Annotated in this window: 26 protein-coding genes, 1 tRNA gene and 1 other RNA gene; 14 read left to right on the forward strand and 14 right to left on the reverse strand. The window is 52.9% G+C overall.

Annotated features, from left to right (window positions below; all coding sequences use genetic code 11):
- Nucleotides 1-53 precede the first annotated feature (53 nt).
- The 3 genes from M2422_RS06210 (at nt 54) to M2422_RS06220 (ending at nt 1521) form a co-directional block, all read left to right on the forward strand.
- Nucleotides 54-167, forward strand: coding sequence for a YceO family protein (locus tag M2422_RS06210; RefSeq protein ID WP_064672270.1), 114 nt, complete (start codon nt 54-56; stop codon nt 165-167).
- 207 nt (nt 168-374) lie between these two features.
- Entirely contained in the window at nt 375-941 is a 567-nt protein-coding gene (locus tag M2422_RS06215; RefSeq protein ID WP_039262157.1) for a cytochrome b, read from the forward strand.
- A gap of 1 nt (nt 942) precedes the next feature.
- A complete protein-coding gene (locus tag M2422_RS06220; protein ID WP_033145193.1) occupies nt 943-1521 on the forward strand; it encodes a YceI family protein in 579 nt (192 codons plus the stop codon).
- A gap of 41 nt (nt 1522-1562) precedes the next feature.
- Here M2422_RS06220 and M2422_RS06225 read toward each other — a convergent pair whose 3' ends face one another.
- Entirely contained in the window at nt 1563-2612 is a 1050-nt protein-coding gene (locus tag M2422_RS06225) for a rhodanese-related sulfurtransferase (RefSeq protein WP_033145192.1), read from the reverse strand.
- A gap of 221 nt (nt 2613-2833) precedes the next feature.
- On the opposite strand from M2422_RS06225, the gene M2422_RS06230 reads away from it, so the two are divergent.
- The 3 genes from M2422_RS06230 (at nt 2834) to M2422_RS06240 (ending at nt 5590) form a co-directional block, all read left to right on the forward strand.
- Complete coding sequence (locus M2422_RS06230; RefSeq protein ID WP_023311120.1) at nt 2834-3760, forward strand: Kdo(2)-lipid IV(A) acyltransferase; 927 nt, start codon at nt 2834-2836, stop codon at nt 3758-3760.
- A gap of 140 nt (nt 3761-3900) precedes the next feature.
- Nucleotides 3901-5118, forward strand: coding sequence for a multidrug efflux MFS transporter MdtG (gene mdtG / locus M2422_RS06235; RefSeq protein ID WP_048979209.1), 1218 nt, complete (start codon nt 3901-3903; stop codon nt 5116-5118).
- 97 nt (nt 5119-5215) lie between these two features.
- Nucleotides 5216-5590, forward strand: coding sequence for a MysB family protein (locus M2422_RS06240; RefSeq protein WP_064672269.1), 375 nt, complete (start codon nt 5216-5218; stop codon nt 5588-5590).
- 6 nt (nt 5591-5596) lie between these two features.
- Here the strand turns inward: M2422_RS06240 and M2422_RS06245 are convergent, their stop codons facing one another.
- The 3 genes from M2422_RS06245 to mdoG form a co-directional block, all read right to left on the reverse strand.
- Nucleotides 5597-5824 carry a YceK/YidQ family lipoprotein gene (locus M2422_RS06245; RefSeq protein WP_033145189.1) on the reverse strand — a complete coding sequence of 76 codons (228 nt, stop codon included), beginning with the start codon at nt 5822-5824 and terminating at the stop codon, nt 5597-5599.
- An 84-nt stretch (nt 5825-5908) separates the two neighbouring features.
- Nucleotides 5909-8437, reverse strand: coding sequence for a glucans biosynthesis glucosyltransferase MdoH (gene mdoH, locus M2422_RS06250; protein WP_023311116.1), 2529 nt, complete (start codon nt 8435-8437; stop codon nt 5909-5911).
- Nucleotides 8430-9983 (reverse strand): glucans biosynthesis protein MdoG, encoded by a 1554-nt coding sequence (mdoG, locus tag M2422_RS06255; protein WP_021240787.1) that lies wholly within the window; start codon nt 9981-9983, stop codon nt 8430-8432. Before mdoG ends, mdoH begins: the two co-directional genes overlap by 8 nt.
- Nucleotides 9984-10237: 254 nt before the next feature.
- Between mdoG and mdoC the strand changes: the two genes are divergently transcribed.
- On the forward strand, nt 10238-11377 hold the full coding sequence (gene mdoC, locus M2422_RS06260; protein ID WP_064672268.1) for a glucans biosynthesis protein MdoC: 1140 nt from the start codon (nt 10238-10240) through the stop codon (nt 11375-11377).
- Nucleotides 11378-11410: 33 nt separating this feature from the next.
- Here mdoC and ymdB read toward each other — a convergent pair whose 3' ends face one another.
- The 5 genes from ymdB to csgB form a co-directional block, all read right to left on the reverse strand.
- A complete protein-coding gene (ymdB, locus tag M2422_RS06265; RefSeq protein WP_023311113.1) occupies nt 11411-11953 on the reverse strand; it encodes an O-acetyl-ADP-ribose deacetylase in 543 nt (180 codons plus the stop codon).
- A gap of 106 nt (nt 11954-12059) precedes the next feature.
- Nucleotides 12060-12380, reverse strand: coding sequence for a type 1 fimbrial protein (locus tag M2422_RS06270; RefSeq protein ID WP_033145186.1), 321 nt, complete (start codon nt 12378-12380; stop codon nt 12060-12062).
- A 164-nt stretch (nt 12381-12544) separates the two neighbouring features.
- Nucleotides 12545-12877, reverse strand: coding sequence for a curli assembly chaperone CsgC (gene csgC / locus M2422_RS06275; protein ID WP_064672267.1), 333 nt, complete (start codon nt 12875-12877; stop codon nt 12545-12547).
- Nucleotides 12878-12938: 61 nt separating this feature from the next.
- Nucleotides 12939-13391, reverse strand: coding sequence for a curli major subunit CsgA (gene csgA, locus M2422_RS06280; protein ID WP_039261729.1), 453 nt, complete (start codon nt 13389-13391; stop codon nt 12939-12941).
- 41 nt (nt 13392-13432) lie between these two features.
- A complete protein-coding gene (csgB, locus tag M2422_RS06285) occupies nt 13433-13888 on the reverse strand; it encodes a curli minor subunit CsgB (protein WP_033145183.1) in 456 nt (151 codons plus the stop codon).
- Nucleotides 13889-14651: 763 nt separating this feature from the next.
- On the opposite strand from csgB, the gene csgD reads away from it, so the two are divergent.
- From csgD to csgG, 4 genes are read left to right on the forward strand one after another with little or no spacing between them, the layout of a single operon-like run.
- Nucleotides 14652-15302, forward strand: a complete 651-nt coding sequence (csgD, locus tag M2422_RS06290) for a biofilm master transcriptional regulator CsgD (RefSeq protein WP_021240790.1) — start codon at nt 14652-14654, stop codon at nt 15300-15302.
- Between the two features lie 4 nt (nt 15303-15306).
- Nucleotides 15307-15696, forward strand: a complete 390-nt coding sequence (gene csgE, locus M2422_RS06295) for a curli production assembly/transport protein CsgE (RefSeq protein WP_033145182.1) — start codon at nt 15307-15309, stop codon at nt 15694-15696.
- Nucleotides 15697-15719: 23 nt separating this feature from the next.
- Nucleotides 15720-16133 (forward strand): curli production assembly/transport protein CsgF, encoded by a 414-nt coding sequence (gene csgF / locus M2422_RS06300; RefSeq protein WP_008500846.1) that lies wholly within the window; start codon nt 15720-15722, stop codon nt 16131-16133.
- A gap of 26 nt (nt 16134-16159) precedes the next feature.
- The gene (csgG, locus tag M2422_RS06305) at nt 16160-16993 is read left to right on the forward strand and encodes a curli production assembly/transport protein CsgG (protein WP_025755858.1); all 834 of its coding nucleotides are present in this window, start codon (nt 16160-16162) and stop codon (nt 16991-16993) included.
- 43 nt (nt 16994-17036) lie between these two features.
- Here the strand turns inward: csgG and M2422_RS06310 are convergent, their stop codons facing one another.
- The 4 genes from M2422_RS06310 to ghrA form a co-directional block, all read right to left on the reverse strand.
- Nucleotides 17037-17519: a DUF1097 domain-containing protein gene (locus M2422_RS06310; RefSeq protein ID WP_074399111.1), complete on the reverse strand. Its 483-nt coding sequence runs from the start codon at nt 17517-17519 to the stop codon at nt 17037-17039.
- A gap of 96 nt (nt 17520-17615) precedes the next feature.
- The gene (locus M2422_RS06315) at nt 17616-18170 is read right to left on the reverse strand and encodes a molecular chaperone (protein ID WP_029740002.1); all 555 of its coding nucleotides are present in this window, start codon (nt 18168-18170) and stop codon (nt 17616-17618) included.
- Nucleotides 18171-18191: 21 nt separating this feature from the next.
- Nucleotides 18192-18929 (reverse strand): phosphatase, encoded by a 738-nt coding sequence (locus M2422_RS06320; RefSeq protein WP_033145179.1) that lies wholly within the window; start codon nt 18927-18929, stop codon nt 18192-18194.
- A gap of 84 nt (nt 18930-19013) precedes the next feature.
- Complete coding sequence (gene ghrA, locus M2422_RS06325) at nt 19014-19952, reverse strand: glyoxylate/hydroxypyruvate reductase GhrA (RefSeq protein ID WP_064672266.1); 939 nt, start codon at nt 19950-19952, stop codon at nt 19014-19016.
- A 232-nt stretch (nt 19953-20184) separates the two neighbouring features.
- On the opposite strand from ghrA, the gene M2422_RS06330 reads away from it, so the two are divergent.
- Both M2422_RS06330 and M2422_RS06335 read left to right on the forward strand, forming a co-directional pair.
- Nucleotides 20185-20272 (forward strand) — tRNA-Ser (locus tag M2422_RS06330).
- Between the two features lie 44 nt (nt 20273-20316).
- Nucleotides 20317-20454: non-coding RNA, RtT sRNA (locus M2422_RS06335), on the forward strand.
- A 147-nt stretch (nt 20455-20601) separates the two neighbouring features.
- On the opposite strand, the gene M2422_RS06340 is transcribed toward M2422_RS06335, so the two are convergent.
- Nucleotides 20602-21507, reverse strand: a complete 906-nt coding sequence (locus M2422_RS06340; protein ID WP_064672264.1) for a LysR family transcriptional regulator — start codon at nt 21505-21507, stop codon at nt 20602-20604.
- 109 nt (nt 21508-21616) lie between these two features.
- Between M2422_RS06340 and M2422_RS06345 the strand changes: the two genes are divergently transcribed.
- On the forward strand, nt 21617-22477 hold the full coding sequence (locus M2422_RS06345; RefSeq protein ID WP_064672263.1) for a pirin family protein: 861 nt from the start codon (nt 21617-21619) through the stop codon (nt 22475-22477).
- The last annotated feature ends 2 nt before the right edge of the window (nt 22478-22479 follow it).

Consider the following 22479-nt stretch of genomic DNA (forward strand, 5'->3'; position numbering starts at 1 on the left):
CGGGCTCTGGAGGTACCGGGGCCCGTTTTATTCACACTGAATTACGGGGCATTATGCGCAGGATCGTTAGCTTTCTGATGAATAATATTCGCGAGCATTTCATGCTCTATATCTTATTGTGGTCGCTGCTGGCTATTATTGATTTTGTTTACATTGTATTTTATTGAAAACCCTGACTGACAATAATTGACGTTAATTTAGCTTTATTGAAACTCTCAATTCCTCTTGCACGAAGACATTGAATTACCTTCGCCCTTTCCTTTCAAAATTGCTGAAATAAATAAAATACAAATCAATAGACAATTATTTCAGTTGCAATGTCACATCTTCCCGTTCATTTTTACCCTTCGGTTAATACGAAAATGGACATTCTGATGCAACTGCGTAACACCTCCCGGCGCTACGGAATAATATCCATAGGTTTGCACTGGATATTTGCTATTGCCGTCTACGGTATGTTTGGCCTTGGACTCTGGATGGTCACGCTCAGCTATTACGACGGCTGGTATCACCAGGCACCGGAGTTACATAAAAGCATTGGCGTTCTCCTGATGCTGGGTCTGGTTTTTCGCGTGATCTGGCGACATATTTCCCCGCCGCCCGCCGCGGCGAAGACCCACGGCAAATTTACCCGCGTCAGTGCAGTCGCCGCGCATATCGCGCTCTATGCGCTGCTCTTCGCCATTCTGATTAGCGGCTACCTTATCTCAACGGCGGACGGTAAGCCGATTAGCGTCTTTGGCCTTTTTGACGTCCCGGCAACGCTCAGCGATGCGGGCGCTCAGGCTGACACGGCCGGGGTCGTTCACCTCTGGCTTGCGTGGAGCGTCGTGATCCTGTCCGTGCTGCACGGGCTTGCCGCCCTCAAACACCATTTTATTGATAAAGACGATACGCTAAAGCGCATGCTTGGCCGCTCGTCAGTTGACTCTGGAGCATAAAATGAAAAAACACCTGCTGGGTATCGCCCTGGGTTCTCTGTTATTCACCGCCGGTTCCGCCGTGGCGGCTGATTATAAAATTGATAAGGAGGGCCAGCACGCTTTCGTCAATTTCCGTATTCAGCACCTGGGATACAGCTGGCTGTACGGTACCTTTAAAGATTTTGACGGCACATTCACCTTTGACGAGAAGAATCCTGCCGCCGATAAGGTCAACGTAACCATTAATACCAACAGCGTGGATACTAATCATGCTGAACGTGATAAACATCTGCGCAGTGGGGAATTCCTCAATGTCGGGAAATACCCGCAGGCTACCTTCACCTCCACGGAAGTGAAAAAAGAGGGTGATAAGCTGAATATTACCGGCAACCTGACGCTTAACGGCGTAACAAAACCGGTCACGCTGGATGCTAAATTACTGGGTCAGGGTGACGATCCGTGGGGCGGTAAACGCGCAGGTTTTGAAGCGGCGGGTAAAATTCACCTGAAAGATTTTAATATCACAACGGATTTAGGCCCGGCGTCTCAGGACGTTGAGCTGATTATTTCCGTTGAAGGCGTACAGCAGAAATCATAATAGATTCGCCCGGAAGGCTTTCGCCGTGCCGGGCGTTATTATCATTCCGGGTCAGGGATACCCAGTTTGGTATTCAGGCGGCCGCGTGATTTATTAAAAATCTTGTTGCCGTTTTCACGTCCTGCGCGACGGCGACGCTGCTCTTCTTCCGGCAGGATGCTCTCTTCGCTGCACAGTTCGCTACAGCAGCCGTTAAACTTCTCGGCACAGGCCGGGCACTGAATGAACAGCAGATGACACCCGTCGTTTTTGCAGTTGGTGTGGGTATCGCACGGTGCGCCGCACTGGTGGCACTGGGCAATAACGTCTTCCGAGATACGCTCACCCATACGCTCGTCAAAGACAAAGTTTTTCCCGATAAAGCGCACCGGTAAACCCTGCTCGCGGGCGCGGCGGGCGTACTCGATAATGCCGCCTTCAATATGCCAGACCTTATTAAAGCCGTTGTGCTTCATCCACGCGCTGGCTTTCTCACAGCGGATACCGCCGGTGCAGTACATAACGATCTTTTTATCTTTATGTTCCTGCATCATCTCAACCGCTTTGGGCAGTTGCTCGCGGAAGGTATCGGCCGGGATTTCCATCGCGTTCTCGAAATGCCCCACCTCGTATTCATAGTGGTTACGCATATCAATGAACACGGCATCCGGATCGTCAAGCATCGCATTCACTTCCGCAGCCTTAAGATATTCACCGACATCCGCCGCGTTAAACGCAGGATCGTCGATACCGTCCGCCACGATGCGTTCACGCACCTTCATGCGCAGCACCCAGAAGGATTTCCCGTCATCGTCCAGGGCAATGTTCAGGCGTAAGCCGTCGAGGGCCGGATCGAACTGATAAAGACACTCGCGGAAGGCGCTGACTTTGCTTTCCGGTACGCTAATTTGCGCGTTGATGCCTTCACGGGCAAGGTAGACGCGGCCGAAGACGTTCAGCGCCGTGAACGCCTGATAAAGCGCATCGCGGGTCGCCTGCGGATCGTCGATCGTGAAGTATTTATAGAAAGAGATGGTTGTGCGCGGTTCGGTTTCAGCCAACATACGCGCTTTCAACATCTCATTCGACACGCGGTTGTGTAACACTGGCATGGTGTACAGTCCTGGAATCGTTAGAGAGAATTAAAAATCGGTCGGCATCATATAGCAAACAAAACCAATTTACATCCACACAATTTACGCTACATTTCACACACCCTGATTAATCAGGCTTAACAATTGCTGTATTCGTGCACGCTTCGAAAGCAGATATTTTGGCTATGTCTCAAAAAATGAGACACTAGCAAAACAGGACGTTTGAACACAGGAAAGACATGACCCAGTTACCAAAATTTACTGCCGCCCTTTTGCATCCCCGCTATTGGTTGACCTGGCTTGGCATCGGCTTTTTATGGCTTCTGGTACAGCTTCCCTACCCTGTTATTTTTCGGTTGGGTAAATTTCTGGGCCGTTTCGCGCAACTGTTTATGAAGCGTCGCGCCAGAATCGCGTACCGCAATCTTGAGCTGTGTTTTCCGCAGATGAGCGAGCCAGAGCGTCACGATATGGTCGCGAAGAATTTCGAATCCGTCGGGATGGGGCTCATGGAAACCGGTATGGCGTGGTTCTGGCCGGACAAACGCATGGCCCGCTGGAGCGAGGTAACGGGAACCGGCATGGAGCCTGTGCATACGCTTCAGGCCAACCAGACGGGCGTTTTGCTGATCGGCGTTCATTTCCTGACGCTGGAAATCGGGGCGCGCATGTTCGGCATGCAGGCGCCTGGCATTGGCGTTTATCGTCCTAACGATAACCCGGTCATCGATTTAATCCAGACCAACGGCCGCATGCGCTCCAACAAAAGCATGATCGACCGTAAGGACCTGAAGGGGATGATCCGCGCGCTGAAATCCGGTGAAGTGGTCTGGTATGCCCCCGACCACGACTATGGCCCACAGGCCAGCGTATTTGTCCCCTTCTTCGCCGTTGAAGAGGCCGCCACAACGACCGGTACCTGGATGCTGGCGCGGATGTCTAAAGCTGCCATCGTGCCTTTCGTCCCTCGCCGTAAGCCGGATGGTTCAGGCTACGAGCTGATGATGCTGGAGCCGGAGCTTGCGCCACCGCTTGACGATGCGGAAACCACCGCGCGCTGGATGAACAGCGTTGTGGAGAAGTGCATCATGCTGGCGCCCGAGCAGTACATGTGGCTGCACCGCCGTTTTAAAACGCGTCCACAAGGCACGCCGTCCCGCTATTAATCCCCATGCGGTCTTCAGGGCCGCATGCCGTTTTAGCTTTAAAAGCTCCTCGTCATTGCGGCAATCATAACCCAGGCGCATAATTAGCAGGCTTATTACTTTATGCTTCAGGTGCTCTGCACCTCATTATGCGGATAGTTATGTCACCCTCAGATGCCCCCATAAACTGGAAGCGTAACCTCGCGGTTGCGTGGCTTGGCTGTTTTCTTACCGGCGCGGCCTTTAGCCTGGTCATGCCCTTCCTGCCGCTCTACGTCGAACAGCTTGGCGTAACGGGCCACAGCGCGCTCAATATGTGGTCCGGTCTGGTATTCAGCATCACGTTTCTCTTTTCCGCGATGGCCTCGCCCTTCTGGGGCGGCCTTGCCGATCGCAAGGGACGTAAAATCATGCTGCTGCGTTCGGCGCTGGGGATGGCTATTATCATGGCGCTGATGGGCGTGGCGCAGAACGTCTGGCAGTTTCTGATCCTGCGCGCGCTGCTGGGCCTGCTGGGAGGATTTATTCCCAACGCGAATGCCCTGATTGCCACGCAAATTCCCCGCCATAAGAGCGGCTGGGCGCTCGGGACGCTCTCTACCGGCGGCGTGAGCGGTGCTCTGCTGGGACCACTGGCCGGGGGATTACTGGCGGATAACTACGGCCTGCGCCCGGTTTTTTTCATCACCGCCAGCGTGTTGTTCCTGTGCTTTATCGTCACCCTGCTCTGTATCCGGGAAAACTTCACGCCTGTCGCCAAAAAAGAGATGCTCCACGCCAGAGAGGTGCTGACCTCGCTCAAAAATCCCAGACTGGTGCTGAGCCTGTTCGTGACGACAATGATTATCCAGGTGGCTACCGGGTCGATTGCCCCTATTCTGACGCTGTACGTTCGCGACCTGGCGGGTAACGTTAGCAATATTGCGTTCATCAGCGGGCTGATTGCCTCCGTGCCCGGCGTGGCGGCGCTGCTGAGCGCCCCGAGGCTGGGTAAACTGGGAGACCGCGTTGGTCCCGAGAAAATCCTGATCTGCGCGCTGGTCATTTCCGTCCTGCTGCTTATCCCGATGTCGATGGTGCAAACGCCATGGCAGCTGGGCGTCCTGCGTTTTTTGCTGGGTGCCGCCGACGGCGCGCTGCTGCCCGCCGTACAGACCCTGCTGGTCTACAACTCCACGAACCAGATTGCCGGGCGTATTTTCAGCTATAACCAGTCATTCCGCGACATCGGTAACGTCACCGGACCGCTGCTCGGGGCCGGGATTTCCGCCAGCTTCGGTTTTCGCGCCGTCTTTATCGTGACGGCGGGCGTCGTGTTGTTCAATGCCATCTATTCATGGTTCAGTTTATCCCGCGCGCTGCGGCCCGTGACGGAATAAGACGAACGCCTGATAGCTTATTTTCGCATTCATACTTGCAGAATCTTATATTCAGCTATTCTTTCCCTGAAACCTTCTGGAAAACAGGGAGACACCAATGACCATGTACGCCACGCTGGAAGAAGCTATTGATGCCGCTCGTGAAGAGTTCCTCGCCGACAACCCCGGCGTTGAAGAAGAAGATGCTGACGTGCAACAGCTTAATATCCAAAAATACGTTCTGCAGGATGGAGATATTATGTGGCAGGCCGAATTCTTTGCCGATGAAGGTGAAGATGGGGAATGTTTGCCGATATTAAGCGGTGAAGGTGCGCAGGCCGTCTTTGATGGCGACTATGACGAAATAGAACTTCGGCAGGAATGGCTGGAAGAGAATACCCTGCACGAGTGGGATGAGGGTGAGTTTCAGCTCGAGCCGCCGCTGGATACGGAAGAAGGTCAAACCGCAGCCGACGAGTGGGACGAGCGTTAATTTAGGCTATTCGTAAGGGCCGTGGCTGGCATCTATCGGCAGCAACAGCGTGTCGAAAATCAGCGAGAACGGCAGATCGAGCACGGTCAGGTAGCGCCACGCGGAATCACGAAGATCCCATTTCACGCCCGGGTAATACTGATTTCCATGGCCCTGCCCTGGAATGGTGCGACTGATGATACTGCCGCAGCCGCTCAGCAGGCATGCCACCATAACGACGATGATTATTCTCATCTTTAACCTCTAAAAAAATACCGGCGATTAAGCCGGTATTTTATCTGGCGGGTGGCGCTTCGCTTACTCGCCTTACTTAACTGCTTACTTCGCCTTCAGAGCGAGCGGATTCAGCTTCACGTCCTTATAGTAGTTTACCCACGAAGAGTATTTCTCCGGAGCGGACCACACGCGGTAGTGAAGACGCGCCATTGTCACCGGGTCGCTCAACAGCACCAGACGACGGTCGCGGTTGAGTTTTTCCGGGGTCTCGTTAAGCGCCTGCTCAACGTGACGATCGCGGGCAATCTCCAGCACCTGGCTGGCACGGTGACGCGCGGTTGCCATTGCCGTCGCCAGGGCGTTGAATGACGGGTTAAACACGGCGTGCATGAAGCCGTCATCCAGCGAGCGACTGCGGTTCTGTTCCAGGTAACGATCGGTATCCACCAGCACCTGCGGCGGGGAATACTCTTCCGGGATCAGGAACAGCTTCCAGCGTTTGGTTCGCAACCCCACCGTTGAACGGCTGGAAATCACGGACACAAACGGCGACAGGATCAGCGAGAAGACAATCGGCGCCAGCCAGAACAGGAAGCGCAGATCAAGCCACGCCATCCCGGCAGCCCACACCAGACCCAGCAGCAGCTGAGAACCGTGGCGCATAAAGGCTTCACCCCACGGCGTGGAGTCGTCGTCACGCTGCGGTGAGTTCCAGACCACTTCCCAGCCCAGGAACGCACTGACCACAAACACGGTGTGGAACAGCATACGTACCGGCGCCAGCAGGACGGAGAACAGCACTTCCAGCAGCAGTGAAAGGGTCACGCGGAAGAAACCGCCGTACTCTTTCGAGCCTTTGCACCAGATCAGGATGATGCTGAGCAGCTTAGGCAGGAATAGTAACACCATGGTGGAGGCAAACAGCGCAATCGCCAGCTCCGGACGCCACTGCGGCCACACCGGGAACAGCTGCCGCGGTTGCAGGAAGTATTGCGGCTCCGTCAGGGCATGAACCACCTGTAAGGCAGTCGACAGCGCCAGGAACATAAACCACAGCGGTGCGGAGAGATAGGACATCACGCCCGTCAGGAACACCGCGCGGTGAACCGGGTGCATCCCTTTTACCAGGAACAGGCGGAAGTTCATCAGGTTACCATGACACCAGCGGCGGTCACGCTTAAGCTCGTCCAGCAGGTTCGGCGGCAGCTCTTCGTAGGATCCCGGCAGGTCGTAGGCAATCCAGACGCCCCAGCCAGCACGACGCATCAACGCCGCTTCTACGAAGTCATGCGACAGAATAGAACCGGCAAACGAACCCTCACCCGGCAGCGGCGCCAGCGCACAGTGTTCAATGAACGGCTTCACGCGGATAATGGCGTTGTGACCCCAGTAGTGCGACTCACCCAGCTGCCAGAAGTGCAGACCGGCCGTAAACAGCGGCCCGTAAACACGGGTGGCGAACTGCTGGCAGCGCGCATAAAGGGTGTCCATTCCGGACGCTTTTGGCGAGGACTGAATGATACCGGCGTTAGGGTTGGCTTCCATCAGACGCACCAGACCGCTCAGGCAGTCTCCGCTCATGACGGAGTCAGCATCCAGCACTACCATGTAGCTGTACTGATTACCCCAGCGACGGCAGAAGTCATCGATGTTGCCGCTTTTACGCTTCACGCGACGGCGGCGGCGACGGTAAAAGATCTGGCCTTCGCCCTGCACTTCTGCAATCAGCTCCATCCACGCTTTTTGTTCCGCAACGCAGATATCCGGGTTGTAGCTGTCGCTCAGGATGTAAACGTCGAAATGCTCCGCGTTGCCGGTCGCCTTCACGGACTCCCAGGTCGCACGCAGGCCCGCAAATACGCGGTCAACGTCTTCGTTACAGATAGGCATAATCAGCGCGGTACGGTGCTCGGGATTAAGGGGTTCATCCCCGACCGTTGACGCTGAAATGCTGTATTTGTCACGCCCCATGAGCAATTGCAGGAAGCCCATCAGCGCGGTCCAGAAACCGGCCGAGACCCAGCAGAAGAGGACCGCGAACAGCAGGAGAATGCCGCTCTGCAGGATATACGGCAACAGCTGCATGAAGGAGACCCAGAGATCCTGGCCCATCATGTCCGTCGGGTTGATAAACGCCCAGCCCTGGTAAGGCAGGATAGTTTTCATGTACCAGGTCGCGACGACCGTCTGCGCCAGCGTCAGAAGCAGCAGGATATAGCGACGGATTGTCCCGACGGTACGCCATTTCTGTTCGGACGCCTGCTCTTCTTTCGTCAGGCGCGACAGATAGCGCGGCGTCACATCACGCCCGCGCAGGCGATCCCAGAAGCGACCCACCGGGTTGGTGCGCCATGGATCGGGGAACATAGAGGAACGCGTAGCCTTCGGCATCGCCTGAAGCTGATCGCGTCCTTCGTCGTCTTTAATCAACTGCCCTTCCGCCAGCGAGTCCGGCCAGGCCTGCTCCAGACGCGCCTTGACTGACCCGAGCGGCGTATCATCATCACGGGAAAACGTATGATGTTCACCATCCAGCGCGGTGTGAACCGCGCGGATGTCGCTCTTTGGCAGTGCCGCTTTTTCGATATCCGTCAGCGGCATGGCATCAATATATTCAGATGTATTATTCATTGGCAGGTAGCTGATAGCTCCAGGTTTCACTCAGCGGCTGATCGTTACTGACCAGCGCAGCACGCATTTCAGTGGTCTGTTTCGGATCTTTCACTTTCACGCGCAGGGTCAGACGCCAGCCTTTGGTTACCGGGTTGTAACGCACGGTATTCTCAACGATTTCACCGTTATCACCGATGCTGGCCTGAGCGGCAACGGCGGTGTCCGGCGACAGTTTCTTCATATCCTGGCCTGTGAAGTCCACGACAAACGCCACGGTACCGTCAGGCTGACGAATAAGATTAGACTGCTTCACATCACCCGTTGAGCGGCGAGTCTGCATTACATACGCGTTATCCGGCGCATGCAGCTTATCTTCGTCGCGGCTGAAGGTAATGGTGTACTTGAAGTTCATCTCTTTACCGGCTTCCGGCAGTTGATCCGGCGTCCAGTAAGCGACGATGTTATCGTTGGTTTCGTCGTTGGTTGGAATCTCTACCAGCTCGACCTTGCCTTTACCCCAGTCACCGTTTGGCGTGACCCAGGCGCTTGGACGCTGGTCATAGCGATCGTCCAAATCTTCAAAGCGGGAGAACTGACGACCACGCTGCAGCAGGCCAAAACCTTGCGGGTTTTCCATTGCGAAGCTGCTAACCGCCAGATGTTTCGGGTTATTCAGCGGACGCCAGATCCACTCACCGTTGCCGGCATGAATAGACAGACCGTTGGAGTCATGCAGTTCCGGACGGAAGTTGGTAGCCGGTGACGGCTGGTTCGGCCCAAACAGGAACATACTGGTCAGTGGCGCAACGCCCAGTTTGCCCACTTTATCACGGAGGTAAACCTTGGACTGCACGTCAACTACCGTGTCACGACCCGGCATAATCACAAAGCGATAGGCACCGGTTGCACGCGGGGAATCCAGCAGGGCATAAATGGTCAGACGCTTATCCGTTGGCTTTGGACGTTCAATCCAGAACTCACGGAAACGCGGGAACTCTTCACCTGATGGCAGCGCGGTATCAATTGCCAGACCACGCGCAGAAAGCCCGTACACCTGCCCCGCGCCGATAACGCGGAAATAGCTGGCGCCAAGCATGCTGACGATTTCGTCGTTTTTATCTTTGCTGTTGATCGGGTAAAGCACCTTAAAGCCTGCGAAACCCAGGTCTTTCACCGTATCTTTGTCGTGTTGCACATTGCCAAAATTGAAGTAATCCGGGCTGTACTTGATCTTACGTACCGCGGTTGCCGTCACTTCATTGATGGCAACAGGCGTGTCGAAGTACATACCCTGATGATAAAATTCAAGCTTGAACGGGGTTTTAATATTGCTCCAGTACGCTTTGTCGTGATTGAACTGGATCTGCTGATAGTCCGCATACTTCATGTCGCGGAAAACGGAGGGCAAGTTACTTTTCGGCGCTTCGTAGCTCTTGCCTGCCATCGATTTTGCCTGTTTTGCGACATCGTCGATGTTAAAGGCCAGTGCCGATGAGGTATACAGTGATAACACCACTGCAGCACCCAACCAACGCATTTTCATCATCTGTGGTTTATGTTTCATAATAAGTAAGCACTTCCCCCTTTGTGTGCTTATATCGATCCGATCCATTTTAATGGAAACTCAGGCAATCCGACAACATTATCACTGCTTTGTTCAGCTGCTGGCTCATGGAATAAGCAAATGAAAGAACCCGCTATTCACTTTGCGTGCTTATCCTGGAGACAGGGTGTCGGTCTTGGTGTAGGGTTGGCTTCGAATGTAACCATTATGAGTCTTAGGGATAAGACGAAAAGTCTGAGAATGCACAACGTTATATGAGCACAACACCAACAGAACGTGAATATTTCCTCGACTCGATCAGGGCCTGGCTGATGCTATTGGGGATCCCCTTTCACATTTCACTGATTTACTCCAGCCACACCTGGCATGTGAATAGCCAGATGCCCTCCTGGTGGCTGACGCTGTTTAATGACTTTATTCACGCCTTCCGTATGCAGGTGTTCTTCGTCATATCCGGCTATTTTTCTTACATGCTGTTTCTGCGATACCCGCTCAAGCGCTGGTGGAAAGTGCGCGTAGAGCGCGTGGGGATCCCCATGCTGACCGCAATTCCACTGCTGACGCTGCCTCAGTTCATTATGTTGCAATATGTCAAAGGCAAAGCGGAGAACTGGCCGAACCTTACGCTGTATGAAAAGTACAATACGCTGGTCTGGGAGCTGGTGTCTCACCTGTGGTTCCTGCTGGTGCTGGTGGTGCTCACAACGGTGAGCCTGTTGATTTTCAGCCGCCTGCGCCACCGTCTGAGTACAAAAGCCGACACCTTCTTCGCCAACGTTACGATGGGCAAACTGTCAGTGCTCTTCTTGCTGTTGGGGATTGCGTATGCTGCCGTGCGCCGAACGCTGCTCATCGTCTATCCGCCGATTTTGAGCGACGGGTTATTTAATTTTGTGGTGATGCAGTCCCTGTTCTACATTCCGTTCTTTTTAATCGGCGCGCTGGCTTTTATTCATCCGAAGCTTAAATCGCTGTTTGTCACCCCATCACCGTGGTGCGCGCTGGGGGCAACCCTCGCGTTCGCGGCCTATCTGCTGAATCAGCGCTACGGCAGCGGCGACGCCTGGATGTATGAAACGGAAAGCGTGATCACTATGCTGCTGGGGCTGTGGATGGTGAACGTCGTATTCGCGCTGGGCCACCGCTTGCTGAACTTTAAGTCCAGCCGCGTGACCTACTTCGTTAATGCATCACTGTTTATCTATCTGGTGCATCACCCGTTGACGCTTTTCTTCGGGGCTTACATCACACCGCACATCGCCTCCAACACGCTGGGCTTCTTTACCGGGCTGGTGTTTGTTGTAGGGGTGGCAATCGTACTCTACGAAATCCATCTGCGGATCCCGCTCCTGCGTTTCCTCTTTTCAGGAAAACCACAGGCAAAAGCCTCATAAATCACGCGGCGCATCAGATGCGCCGCGTTTGCATCAGCTCTCCAGCTCTTGTCTGCGCTGAGTCAGAAGCCGCTGATAAAGATGCGTGGTGTCGTCGTCGAAACAGACAAAAATCACCTTCTCTGGCAGCGGTTTTAACGACAAATAGCGGTAAACCGTTTCTACGGCGATCGTTGCGGCAGCGGCCTTAGGGTAACCATACACGCCGGTGCTGATGGCCGGAAACGCCATCGTTTTATAACCGTTGTCGGCGGCCAGCCGCAAACAGTTCCGGTAAGCCTCTTCCAGAATACTCGCTTCGTGCTGGTCCCCGCCATGCCAGACCGGCCCTACCGCGTGAATTACCGCTCTCGCAGGCAGATTGCCCGCCAGCGTAATCACCGCGTGACCGGGAGGACATTCGCCCTGCTGTTGCCGCACGGTTTTACAGGCTTCCAGCAGCTGCGGTCCGGCAGCCCGGTGGATAGCCCCGTCCACGCCGCCTCCCCCCATCAGGGAGGGATTGGCCGCATTGACGATAACGTCGACGTGCACTGTCGTAATATCGCCATGAATAATTTCAATTTGCGGTTTCATAAAGCCCCTCTGCAACCCGCCATTTTCTTAAGTGTATCGCAGAGGAGACCGGGAGAAAAAACTATCAGAAAAAATCCTCATCCACCGCAGGGCGGGAGAGCACGCATTAGCGATACTGGATTTCGACAACCGCGAGCGTTTTTTCAGGATTAAGGTATTTCATATTGAGCGTTGCCACGTTTGAGTCGCTCACTTTCCCGTTAAGCGCCTCTTCATAGCTGACCATACGCGTTTGCATACGGTTATTATCTGGACATGACATGGCAAACTGTTGCTTCTGGGGAGTGACTTCACAGGGGTCGGCGACAATGGCACCGCGAAAATGAATGACACCGCCGTCAACAACCGTGGCCGAATAAGCCGGGATACTCAAAGCAGAAACGACCAGACCCAGACCTGCCATGAGTCGAGCAAAATAGTTGTTCATTATAGGTACTCCTCAATGAAAATCGTCCATGAGGGGTAAACGCGCTTCATTTATTATTGCAAACGAAGTTTCACGTTACGGAACATAACGACCTGGTCCCTGATATCAGCATAGCTCAACGGCACAGACCCGCCACATTCTCAACCTATTGATTTTATGAACGTTTAGAGCGAGCGTTCCGCTGGCGACCACTGTTGTGATAAATGCAGCGATTTACCGTCTGAAACGGTGACAACGATTTTTACCGTGTCTCCCGTATTAATATTTAAACTCAGGCGCATTAAATCAATCGTCTGATTAGCGGGTATAAAAAGTGTGTTTTGCTGCCGGGAAGAACTTTGTCCCCCCTGCCCTTCTCGCACAGAAACAATCTGAACCTGACAATCACACGACTGCGCCAGAGTGACCTGAGGAACAATGGTGGTCATATTTTCCTGCTGTGACGTTTTGAAGGTTATCTGGCTGGAAAGCGCGGCGAGTAGAATTAAGGTATTCATGATGAACTCCCGAAAAAAAACAGGGCTGATGCCCTGTTTTTTTGTAGCACAGATTTCAGTATCAGTACTGATGAGCTGACGCGTGGTTACCAAAACCGATCTGGGTAACGTTAACAGTCGAGTTGGACGCAGTCTGGTCTACGAGTGCACCGTTAAAGCCGCCGGACTGGCTAACGTTCATAACGGATTTTTTACTGTTCCACTGATCAAGTGTCGCACTGTTGCCAAAACCTTTCTGGGTCAGGTTGATTTTACTGTCATCAGAGCCCTGACCAACGTCAGCACCGTTAAAGCCGCCGGTCTGGCTAATATTCAGGACGGAATTTCTGGCGTCTGTCTGAAGGGCAACCGCGGAGTTACCGCCACCGTTCTGATAAATATTCAGGGTTGAATTTGGGCCACTATATCCACCATGACCATGTCCATGACCCCATCCGCCCTGATTAATAGAACCCGCCATAGCACTACCAGAAACTACGATTGCTGCAAGTGCTGCCACTTTGATAAATTTCATGGTAAACCCCCATCGGATTGATTAAAGTCGTCGCGAACGCGCTAATGTTGAATAACGTTAATCGCCATTTGCGACTGTTTCTGCACTACAACTGCGGTTTTCTGCGTACCGTACTGCGTAATATTTGCTCTATTACCCGACCCTTTCTGGATAATTTTCGCGCTATTACCGTATCCATCTTGCGTAATACCTGCATCATTCCCGTTACCGCTCTGATCGATCCAGGCTAAATTGTAACTCCCTGATTGATCAACTCTCGCTCTGTTACCCGCCCCATCCTGAGATACAATGGATAAGAGTCTTGAACCGTCCTGGCTAACCTCAGCGTTATTGAAAACGCCCCGTTGACCAATAATGGCTGCCTGATTGAGTGATGAAAGACTTAATTCGTTAACCGCAAAGTTATATTCAGCATTTGCCAAATCTGAATTCGCTGCGGTTACAAATCCAGGCGCACCCAGTAATGTAAACATCATAATTAACGATGTGTTTTTCATGTTGTCACCCTGGACCTGGCTATTTAATCACGCCATAACCCTATAACAATGCTACTTGTTAAAACGACTCGTATTGTGTTAACGCGTCGTTACGGTGAAGAGTATGTCCGCTGAAACATTTTAAATATCTCACCCGCGCGGCTTATTTTTATTTATCGGCTCACCACAAAGTCGTAATTTACATCAAAAATCACTTTAATCAGGTCAGCTTATATTTTTTATTAAGCAGGTCTTGCGATCGGGTTGTACAACGGGATGAAGGCTGTCCAGGCGTCATCCCGCGTTGTTTAAACGTAACGGCTGGAGATCATTTTTCTCAGTGCGTGACACGACGCCTGTTTTCTTAAGCCAGGCAGTAGCCCATTCATGGGCTTAGAAATAATCTGAAACTCATACTTAATTACTGTTGCGCAAAAATAACAAATAATCTAAAAAATCAATCACATAAATATATTTGTATGATTTTTAAAATCTGTGCACATCTATTTATATGTACAACTTTTTCATCAATTATTACCATTAACAACAAGCAATTTTCACAAATTAATATTGATTTTTACATTCTGTTACACGTTTAACACTTGCTTTAAACTTCGTAAAAGCTAGATTGAAATTAGATGTACGAAATTGGTTTTATATTTACCTCCCTGTGGAGGTTATGGTCTGATTCTACACACAGCAGTGCAACATCTGTCAGTACTTCTGGTGTCCTCTAATAAACAGGAGGACAGCTGCCAGGTGCCAAAAAAAGTGGGGTTTCATCATGTATAATGAAGTCCATAGTTTACATGGTCATACATTACTGTTGATCACAAAACCTTCTTTGCAAGCGACAGCGTTATTACAACATTTGAAGCAATCTTTATCACTGAACGGGAAATTGCATAATATTCAACGTTCTTTTGATGATATTGCACCTGGCAGCATCATTCTTTTCGATATGATGGAAGCTGATAAAAAGCTTATCCATTACTGGCAAGATATTTTAAGCAGGAAAAACAATAATATCCGCGTGCTATTGTTGAATACGCCTGATGAATATCCTTTCAGAGATATTGAAAGCTGGCCGCATATCAATGGCGTGTTCTACGTCACGGAAGAAGAAGACCGGGTGGTAGAGGGGCTGCAAGGGATATTGCGCGGAGAGTGTTATTTTTCGCAAAAGCTTGCCAGCTATCTCATCACGCACTCCGGAAATTATCGCTATAACAGTTCAGAGTCCGCGCTGCTCACGCACCGTGAGAAAGAGATCCTGAACAAGTTACGCATTGGTGCTTCAAATATTGAAATCGCCCGTTCGTTATTTATCAGCGAAAATACGGTAAAGACGCACCTTTATAATCTTTTCAAGAAGATAGCTGTTAAAAACCGAACTCAGGCTGTTTCGTGGGCAAACGATAACCTCAGGCGTTAATCACATGAAGCGCACGTTGAGTTGGATCGCCGCAGCGAGTTTCCTGCTCGCTGCCGGGAATCTGAAGGCCGTCGAGGTCGAAGTTCCCGGATTGTTAACAGACCACACTGTCTCATCGGTCGGGCACAGTTTTTACCGCGCCTTCAGTGACAAATGGGACAGTACCTACACCGGAAATATAACAATCAACGAGCGGCCCAGTGCACGATGGGGAAGTTGGATAACAATAACGGCTAATCAGTACGTTATTTATCAAACGTTTTTATTCCCGACCAAAATAGACTTCGATAAAAACGTAGCCTTAGCACTGGCACAATCAGAAGACGCTATTAATCGCCTGCAAATAGATAAAGCCCTATTAAGCACCAGCGATTTAGCAAAAGACGAGTTCTAGCGAACCGATATGCGGAGGCTGTCATGCGTATTGCATATGCAGTTGTTTCGATAATGCTGATAACACCCATAAGCTGGGCCGGAAACATGACGTTTCAGTTCCGTAACCCTAACTTTGGCGGTAACCCTAATAACGGCGCGTTCCTGCTGAACGAAGCCCAGGCGCAAAACTCCTATAAGGATCCCAGCTTAAAGGATTTTAGCGTTGATACCCCGTCCGCACTGGACAACTTCACTCAAGCTATTCAGTCGCAGATTTTAGGGGGGTTACTGACCAACATTAATACCGGTAAACCCGGCCGCATGGTGACCAACGACTTTATCGTTGATATCGCCAATACTGACGGACAGCTTCAGTTGAACGTGACCGATCGTAAAACCGGAAGAATCTCCACTATTCAGGTTTCCGGTCTACAAAGTAATTCAACTGACTTTTAAACAATAGCTAAATAAGGACAACGATCATGCAGCGCTTCCTGATATTTGTTGCAGTGTGCTTATTGAGCGGTTGTTTAACTGCTCCACCTAAAGAAGCTGCAAAACCGACATTAATGCCTCGGGCCCAGAGTTATCGTGATTTAACGCATTTACCTTCACCTACGGGGAAAATATTTGTCTCCGTATACAACATTCAGGATGAAACCGGGCAATTCAAACCTTACCCGGCAAGTAACTTCTCCACGGCTGTGCCGCAAAGCGCCACCGCCATGCTGGTTACCGCGCTCAAGGATTCGCACTGGTTTATTCCGCTGGAACGTCAGGGGCTCCAGAACCTGTTGAATGAACGCAAAATCATTCGTGCCGCTCAGGAAAATGGCACCGTCGCGGACAATAACCGCATGCCTCTGCAATCTTTGGCGGCAGCGAACGTGATGATCGAAGGATCGATTATTGGCTACGAAAGTAACGTTAAGTCGGGTGGTGCAGGAGCTCGTTACTTCGGTATCGGTGCGGATACCCAGTACCAGCTTGACCAAATCGCCGTGAACCTGCGTGTGGTTAACGTCAGTACAGGCGAAGTGCTCTCTTCGGTGAACACCAGCAAAACCATTCTGTCTTATGAAGTGCAGGCTGGGGTATTCCGCTTCATCGATTACCAGCGTTTGCTGGAAGGTGAAATTGGCTACACCTCTAACGAGCCGGTCATGATGTGCCTGATGTCAGCCATTGAAACCGGCGTGATCTTCTTAATCAACGACGGTATTGACCGCGGGCTGTGGGATCTGCAAAACAAAGCAGACGTGCAGAACCCGATACTGGTGAAATACCGCGATATGTCAGTCCCTCCGGAATCCTGACAGGAAGCGCATAAAAAAGGCGAGATGATTATCTCGCCTTTTTTTATTCGCTCACCGCAGTGATGTTTTGCGCTTTTCCCCGTCGCGACGCCAGCCAAAGACCGCTGTTTTTCATGGCATAGCCAAACAGCAACCCCAGCGCCAGGGAGGGAACCACCAGCTTCCAGTCACCCTGCCCTGCAAAGGTCGCGCACGCCCCCATAAAGGTCCCCGGCACAAATGAAAGCAGCAGATGCTTAGCCTGGATGCACATTAAAAAGGCAACGACACCCGTCATGACATACCCCAGCATCTCCAGATGCGGCGCCAGCGCGCTGCCCTTCATGATCACCAGCGCCCAGATAACACCGCTCATCAGCGTGCAGCCAGAGATAAAGAGCCCTTTGACGCCCCCCTGCGGACAGGCGAAATAGGCGGTGCAGCCGAGGAACCCGGCCCAGCTGAGCAATCCGAGAGACACGGCTACCCATCCCCAGAGCCCGGAGAGAATACCTGTCGTTAGTGCGATACAAAGTAATATATTCATGGCGCGCATCTTAGCAGATGCGCACCATAGAAATGAGATCAGAAGCACATTACGTGCAAGTTGAAATATTGAGTTGCAGAATTTATGTGATCTAAATCACTCTTCGTTCTCTTCTTCCAGCTCATCCCACATTGCCGCAATAGCGTCGCGGGTCAGCGGGGCCAGCGTTCTCCAGAACGGCGAGGTGGCATGCGCTTCGACTTTACCCAGGAATGTCCCGACCCACGGCAGCAGGTACGTTTCGAACAAGGTTTCGATGGCTTCATTCTCATCATCACCGGCGTTGTCTTCGATCCAGGACGCCGCCAGCAGCAGCGTACCGATATGATCGGCTGGCGTATCGCTCAGCGGCATACCGCGCGTGGAGAGGAACGCGCGGACTTCCGCTTCCGTTGCCCCTTCCTGCCAGGCTGAACGGTATGGCGAAACGCGGCACTCATCGCCAACGAACAGCGCATTGTAGTCCGTCGCGATCTGCTGCATGTCGCAGCTTTTTTGCAGACGTTCCAGTAAATCATCCTGTTCCAGCGGCCAGTTCTGCGCCAGTTTGCCTTCACGAATTAACGTAAAGAGCGGAACCAACAGCGGGTCTTGCGGCTGGCGATAATAGAGCGTACCCAGCACGCGGCAGAGGATGGAAAACTCGTTCATTTTTATGATTCCATTACACAATTAAAGATCGGCAAATTCGGCTATCGGTTCCATTCCGCGCGACTCGAGGAAATCGAGCATGCGGCGTGGGGTCACGTTCAGGATTTGCGCTTCCGGGAAGTTAACATCATTCAGCACTTTCAGGCACTCGCTGAAATCGCCCAGCGTAAACGCGGTATGAGAATCTGAGCCCAGCGCCACCATGCCACCTGCGTCACGCACGGCGGCAGCCACTTCGCGGCAGTTGGCTTCACTGCCCTTACGCGAGTGCACAAAGGAGGAGTTGTTAATCTCCAGCGCCACGCGGTGCTTCGCTGCCGCCTGCGCGACAGCCTGAATATCAATCGGATACCTCGGGTTACCGGGGTGGCTGATAATGTGCACATTGCCGCTGGCAATGGTGGCAATCATCGCCGCGGTGTTGGTGTCTTTATCCTGAGGCGGGAAAACCGGCTCATGAAAACCGGCGAGGATAAGGTCAAGAGACGTCAGCATCGGGCCGGTGCAGTCGATCTCACCGTCGGTATTTTTGATGTTCGCCTCAATGCCGCGCAGTATCCCAATGCCGTCCACCAGACGTGGCCAGATCCGCATATTCACAAAATGCCAGTAGTGCGGCGCATCCGCCATGTCCGGGCCATGATCGGTGATCGCGAACAGCTTGATGCCTTTAAGCTTCGCCTGGGCGATATAATCATGGAGGTTGCTATACGCGTGGGTGCTGGCGACGGTGTGCATATGCAGGTCAACGGGATACATCTCTCTCTCCTCTGCGGTTTTTCCAAAGGATAGCAGTTATCAGCGGCGAATATTAGCAAAAACCCGGCGAACGCCGGGTTTCTCTCAGTAGCCGCGCTGTCTGTCGACCTGTCCGGTGACCGCGTTACCCTTTTCCATTTCGCTGATGGTATGGGATATATACGCCACCGCTTCTGCCGGACGCGTCACGGCAGCCACGTGCGGGGTCATCGCCACGCGCGGGTGCGCCCACAGCGGGCTTTCCGCGGGCAGCGGCTCACGGCTATAGACATCCAGCATGGCGCCTTTTAGCTTTCCGCTGTCCAGCGCCTTCAGCAGATCGCCTTCCACGACATGTACCCCGCGCGCCAGGTTCATCAGGTAGCTCTGGTCGACGAGCTGATTGAGCAGGGCTTCATTGATGATCCCTACCGTTTCCGCCGTGTTTGGCAGCAGGTTAATAAGCACGCGTGTCCCTTTCAGGAATGCAGGAAGCTCATCCGTTCCGGCAAAACTCTCAACGCCCGGATAATCCTTGCGGCTGCGGCTCCAGCAGCGCAGCGGGAATCCCCACGGGGCAAGCGCTTCGGCCACTTTTGAGCCCAGCACGCCCGCACCGAGTATGCCGATCGTAAAGTCTTCGCGATGGTACTCCGGCAGCGGCTCCCAGTGGGCTCGCTGTTTAAAGGCCTGATAGTCATCGAAGCGGCGGAACCAGTGCAGTACCTGGCTCACGGCATATTCCTGCATTTGCTGGCCCATTCCGGTATCTTCCAGGCGGAAAAGGGGGATCTCTTCCGGCAGCATTTCAGGGTGTGCCTTCAGTTTGCTCAGAATGGAATCCACGCCGGCTCCCAGGGCAAAAACGGCCTTCAGCTTGCGGCCCTGGAGCATTTCTACCGGAGGATGCCAGACCAGCGCATAGTCAGCATGTTCATTATCGCCACGCTTCCACTCGCGAACGCGTGCGCCTGGTAACGCCGCCGAAAGCGCCTTGATCCAGTATGCCGTATCAAAAGTGGGGTGATAGAAAAGTATATCCATAGTCATTCCTGCCTTTTATTGCGCTGATTTATTTTGCTTTTTCACTGGACGGTCAGCATAACAAATTTATAGCGCAACTGTGTTGCTGATAAAAAAGACGCTTTCAGCACATTTAAGAATCATGTTGCCTGAAGTTTGTCTAAACGCGCTAAATTACTGAAAAAGTGAGTTGACGGCAGTTCGGCTTTTCCTTACATTAGCGCCCGTCCCGGCAACAACGGGATGACAATATGGTGAGGTGTCCGAGTGGCTGAAGGAGCACGCCTGGAAAGTGTGTATACGGCAACGTATCGGGGGTTCGAATCCCCCCCTCACCGCCATATTTAAGATGAGAGCTCGTACGAAAGTACGGGCTTTTTTCTTTTATATTCTCCGAAAAGGGGGGATGAGAACCCCCGACCGGGGTTCGACAACTGGCGACAGCCAGTTGGACAGACTGAGAGCGTAGCGAACAGGCTGCCCGCAGGGCGAGCGAAGCGAGTCAATCCCCCCCTCACCGCCATATTTAAGATGAGAGCTCGTACGAAAGTACGGGCTTTTTTCTTTTATATTCTCCGTAAAGGGGGGGATGAGAACCCCCGGTGCTATATGCAGCTCGGTGCGGCCTGAGCCCCTCACCCTGCCCCTCTCCCCAGGGGAGAGGGAAGTGTTACTCTTCCACCATCCGCGCATACTCTTCGGTCAGAAAATCCACCAGCGTCCTGACGGACGGCAGCAGGCCGCGCCGCGAAGGATAAACCGCGTGAATCACTTCGCGTCGGGGTTCCCACGCATCCAGCACCCGTACCAGTTCCCCCGTCGCCAGCTGGTCCTTGACCATCAAAATCGGCAGCTGCACCACGCCGATGCCTGCCATGGCAGCTTCACGTAGCGCCAGCATGTCGGTGGTGATCAATCGAGGGTGGTAATGGATCTCCGCTTTGGCACCTCCGGGACCGGACAGCTCCCATTTATGAATATGTTTCCCCTCGTTCATGCTTAACCCGGGCCAGGCACTGAGTTCAGACGGCATGACGGGTTCTCCCATGCGTTGAATCAACGCCGGACCCGCGACCAGACAATGTCCCCTGTCAGCCAGCACCCTTAATACCAGGTCGCTGTCATCAAACGGACGCGGACGCACGCGGATCGCCACATCAATACCTTCGCCAACAAGATCGACCCGCCGGTTGGTCGCCTCAAGCTGAAGATTGATCCCGGGGTAGCGCGCCATAAATCTGGCCAGCATCGGACCCACGTGGACATGCAACAGAGTTATCGGGCACGTAATTCTGACAACACCGCGCGGTTCAGCCTGCAGTGCCGCCACGGCTTCCTCCGCGGCCTCGGCCTCCACCATCATCGCTTTACAGTGCTGGTAGAAGGTCTGCCCGACCTCGGTCACCGTAAACTGTCGGGTTGTACGGTGGATGAGCCGCACGCCAAGGCGTTCTTCCAGCTGCGCTATCCGGCGGCTTAACCTGGACTTTGGCAGATCAAGCGCCCTTCCCGCCGCCGCAAAGCCGCCGTAGTCCACCACCTTCACAAACCAGACGAAGTCATTGAGATCCTGCATAAATCCTCATCGTTCCATTTTCAGAACAGTGAATGCCAATTTCACTATCTACCGGAGTATTAACTCTGAATATAAGCTAATTACATCAACAGAACATCAGGAGTTAATCATGAAAAACGTAACAGGCGTTTATACCGCTCCCCGCCAGCACTGGGTTGGCGATGGTTTCCCGGTCCGTTCGATGTTTTCTTACCAAACCCACGGCGAGCCGCTGAGCCCGTTCCTGCTGCTGGACTATGCGGGCCCGTACACCTTTCCGGCAGATGGGGCGAAACGCGGCGTAGGCCAACACCCTCACCGGGGTTTTGAAACGGTCACCATCGTCTATTCCGGTGAAGTGGAGCATCGCGACTCCACGGGCAAAGGCGGCGTCATTGGCCCCGGCGACGTGCAGTGGATGACGGCAGGTGCAGGCATTTTGCACGAGGAGTTCCACTCCAGCGCGTTCTCGCAGAAAGGCGGAGAACTGAAAATGATGCAGCTTTGGGTCAACCTGCCGGCCAAAGACAAGATGGCGGCACCGGGCTACCAGAGCATGACGAAGGATGCGATCCCGGTCGTGACGCTACCGGATAACAGCGGTTCGCTGCGGGTTATTGCCGGTCGCTACGAGGCTGTAACCGGCCCGGCGCACACCTTCTCACCTCTCAACGTCTGGGACATCGCGCTGAACCTGGGAAGCCATCTGACGCTCAATCAGCCCGAAGGCTGGAGCACCGCGCTGGTCGTGCTTGAAGGCAACATTACGGTGAACGGTACAACGCAGGCGGGTGAAGCCCAGCTGGTCGTTTTGAGTCAGGAAGGCGACAAACTGCACCTGGAGGCGAACAGCGATGCCAAAGTGCTGCTGATGGCGGGCGAGCCGCTGAATGAACCCATCGTGGGCTATGGCCCGTTTGTGATGAACAGTAAAAGCGAAATCAACGAAGCCATTCGTGATTTTAATTCCGGCCGCTTCGGCCAGATCTGAAA

It is taken from the genome of Enterobacter sp. SLBN-59, from assembly GCF_024807915.1.
Taxonomy (GTDB): domain Bacteria; phylum Pseudomonadota; class Gammaproteobacteria; order Enterobacterales; family Enterobacteriaceae; genus Enterobacter; species Enterobacter asburiae_B.

Bases quoted from the DNA above. Each gene is read 5' to 3' on its own strand.
- M2422_RS06210 (WP_064672270.1), top strand. From the start codon at position 54: ATGCGCAGGATCGTTAGCTTTCTGATGAATAATATTCGCGAGCATTTC.
- M2422_RS06215 (WP_039262157.1), top strand. From the start codon at position 375: ATGCAACTGCGTAACACCTCCCGGCGCTACGGAATAATATCCATAGGT.
- M2422_RS06220 (WP_033145193.1), top strand. From the start codon at position 943: ATGAAAAAACACCTGCTGGGTATCGCCCTGGGTTCTCTGTTATTCACC.
- M2422_RS06225 (WP_033145192.1), bottom strand. From the start codon at position 2,612: ATGCCAGTGTTACACAACCGCGTGTCGAATGAGATGTTGAAAGCGCGT.
- M2422_RS06230 (WP_023311120.1), top strand. From the start codon at position 2,834: ATGACCCAGTTACCAAAATTTACTGCCGCCCTTTTGCATCCCCGCTAT.
- mdtG (WP_048979209.1), top strand. From the start codon at position 3,901: ATGTCACCCTCAGATGCCCCCATAAACTGGAAGCGTAACCTCGCGGTT.
- M2422_RS06240 (WP_064672269.1), top strand. From the start codon at position 5,216: ATGACCATGTACGCCACGCTGGAAGAAGCTATTGATGCCGCTCGTGAA.
- M2422_RS06245 (WP_033145189.1), bottom strand. From the start codon at position 5,824: ATGAGAATAATCATCGTCGTTATGGTGGCATGCCTGCTGAGCGGCTGC.
- mdoH (WP_023311116.1), bottom strand. From the start codon at position 8,437: ATGAATAATACATCTGAATATATTGATGCCATGCCGCTGACGGATATC.
- mdoG (WP_021240787.1), bottom strand. From the start codon at position 9,983: ATGAAACATAAACCACAGATGATGAAAATGCGTTGGTTGGGTGCTGCA.
- mdoC (WP_064672268.1), top strand. From the start codon at position 10,238: ATGAGCACAACACCAACAGAACGTGAATATTTCCTCGACTCGATCAGG.
- ymdB (WP_023311113.1), bottom strand. From the start codon at position 11,953: ATGAAACCGCAAATTGAAATTATTCATGGCGATATTACGACAGTGCAC.
- M2422_RS06270 (WP_033145186.1), bottom strand. From the start codon at position 12,380: ATGAACAACTATTTTGCTCGACTCATGGCAGGTCTGGGTCTGGTCGTT.
- csgC (WP_064672267.1), bottom strand. From the start codon at position 12,877: ATGAATACCTTAATTCTACTCGCCGCGCTTTCCAGCCAGATAACCTTC.
- csgA (WP_039261729.1), bottom strand. From the start codon at position 13,391: ATGAAATTTATCAAAGTGGCAGCACTTGCAGCAATCGTAGTTTCTGGT.
- csgB (WP_033145183.1), bottom strand. From the start codon at position 13,888: ATGAAAAACACATCGTTAATTATGATGTTTACATTACTGGGTGCGCCT.
- csgD (WP_021240790.1), top strand. From the start codon at position 14,652: ATGTATAATGAAGTCCATAGTTTACATGGTCATACATTACTGTTGATC.
- csgE (WP_033145182.1), top strand. From the start codon at position 15,307: ATGAAGCGCACGTTGAGTTGGATCGCCGCAGCGAGTTTCCTGCTCGCT.
- csgF (WP_008500846.1), top strand. From the start codon at position 15,720: ATGCGTATTGCATATGCAGTTGTTTCGATAATGCTGATAACACCCATA.
- csgG (WP_025755858.1), top strand. From the start codon at position 16,160: ATGCAGCGCTTCCTGATATTTGTTGCAGTGTGCTTATTGAGCGGTTGT.
- M2422_RS06310 (WP_074399111.1), bottom strand. From the start codon at position 17,519: ATGAATATATTACTTTGTATCGCACTAACGACAGGTATTCTCTCCGGG.
- M2422_RS06315 (WP_029740002.1), bottom strand. From the start codon at position 18,170: ATGAACGAGTTTTCCATCCTCTGCCGCGTGCTGGGTACGCTCTATTAT.
- M2422_RS06320 (WP_033145179.1), bottom strand. From the start codon at position 18,929: ATGTATCCCGTTGACCTGCATATGCACACCGTCGCCAGCACCCACGCG.
- ghrA (WP_064672266.1), bottom strand. From the start codon at position 19,952: ATGGATATACTTTTCTATCACCCCACTTTTGATACGGCATACTGGATC.
- M2422_RS06340 (WP_064672264.1), bottom strand. From the start codon at position 21,507: ATGCAGGATCTCAATGACTTCGTCTGGTTTGTGAAGGTGGTGGACTAC.
- M2422_RS06345 (WP_064672263.1), top strand. From the start codon at position 21,617: ATGAAAAACGTAACAGGCGTTTATACCGCTCCCCGCCAGCACTGGGTT.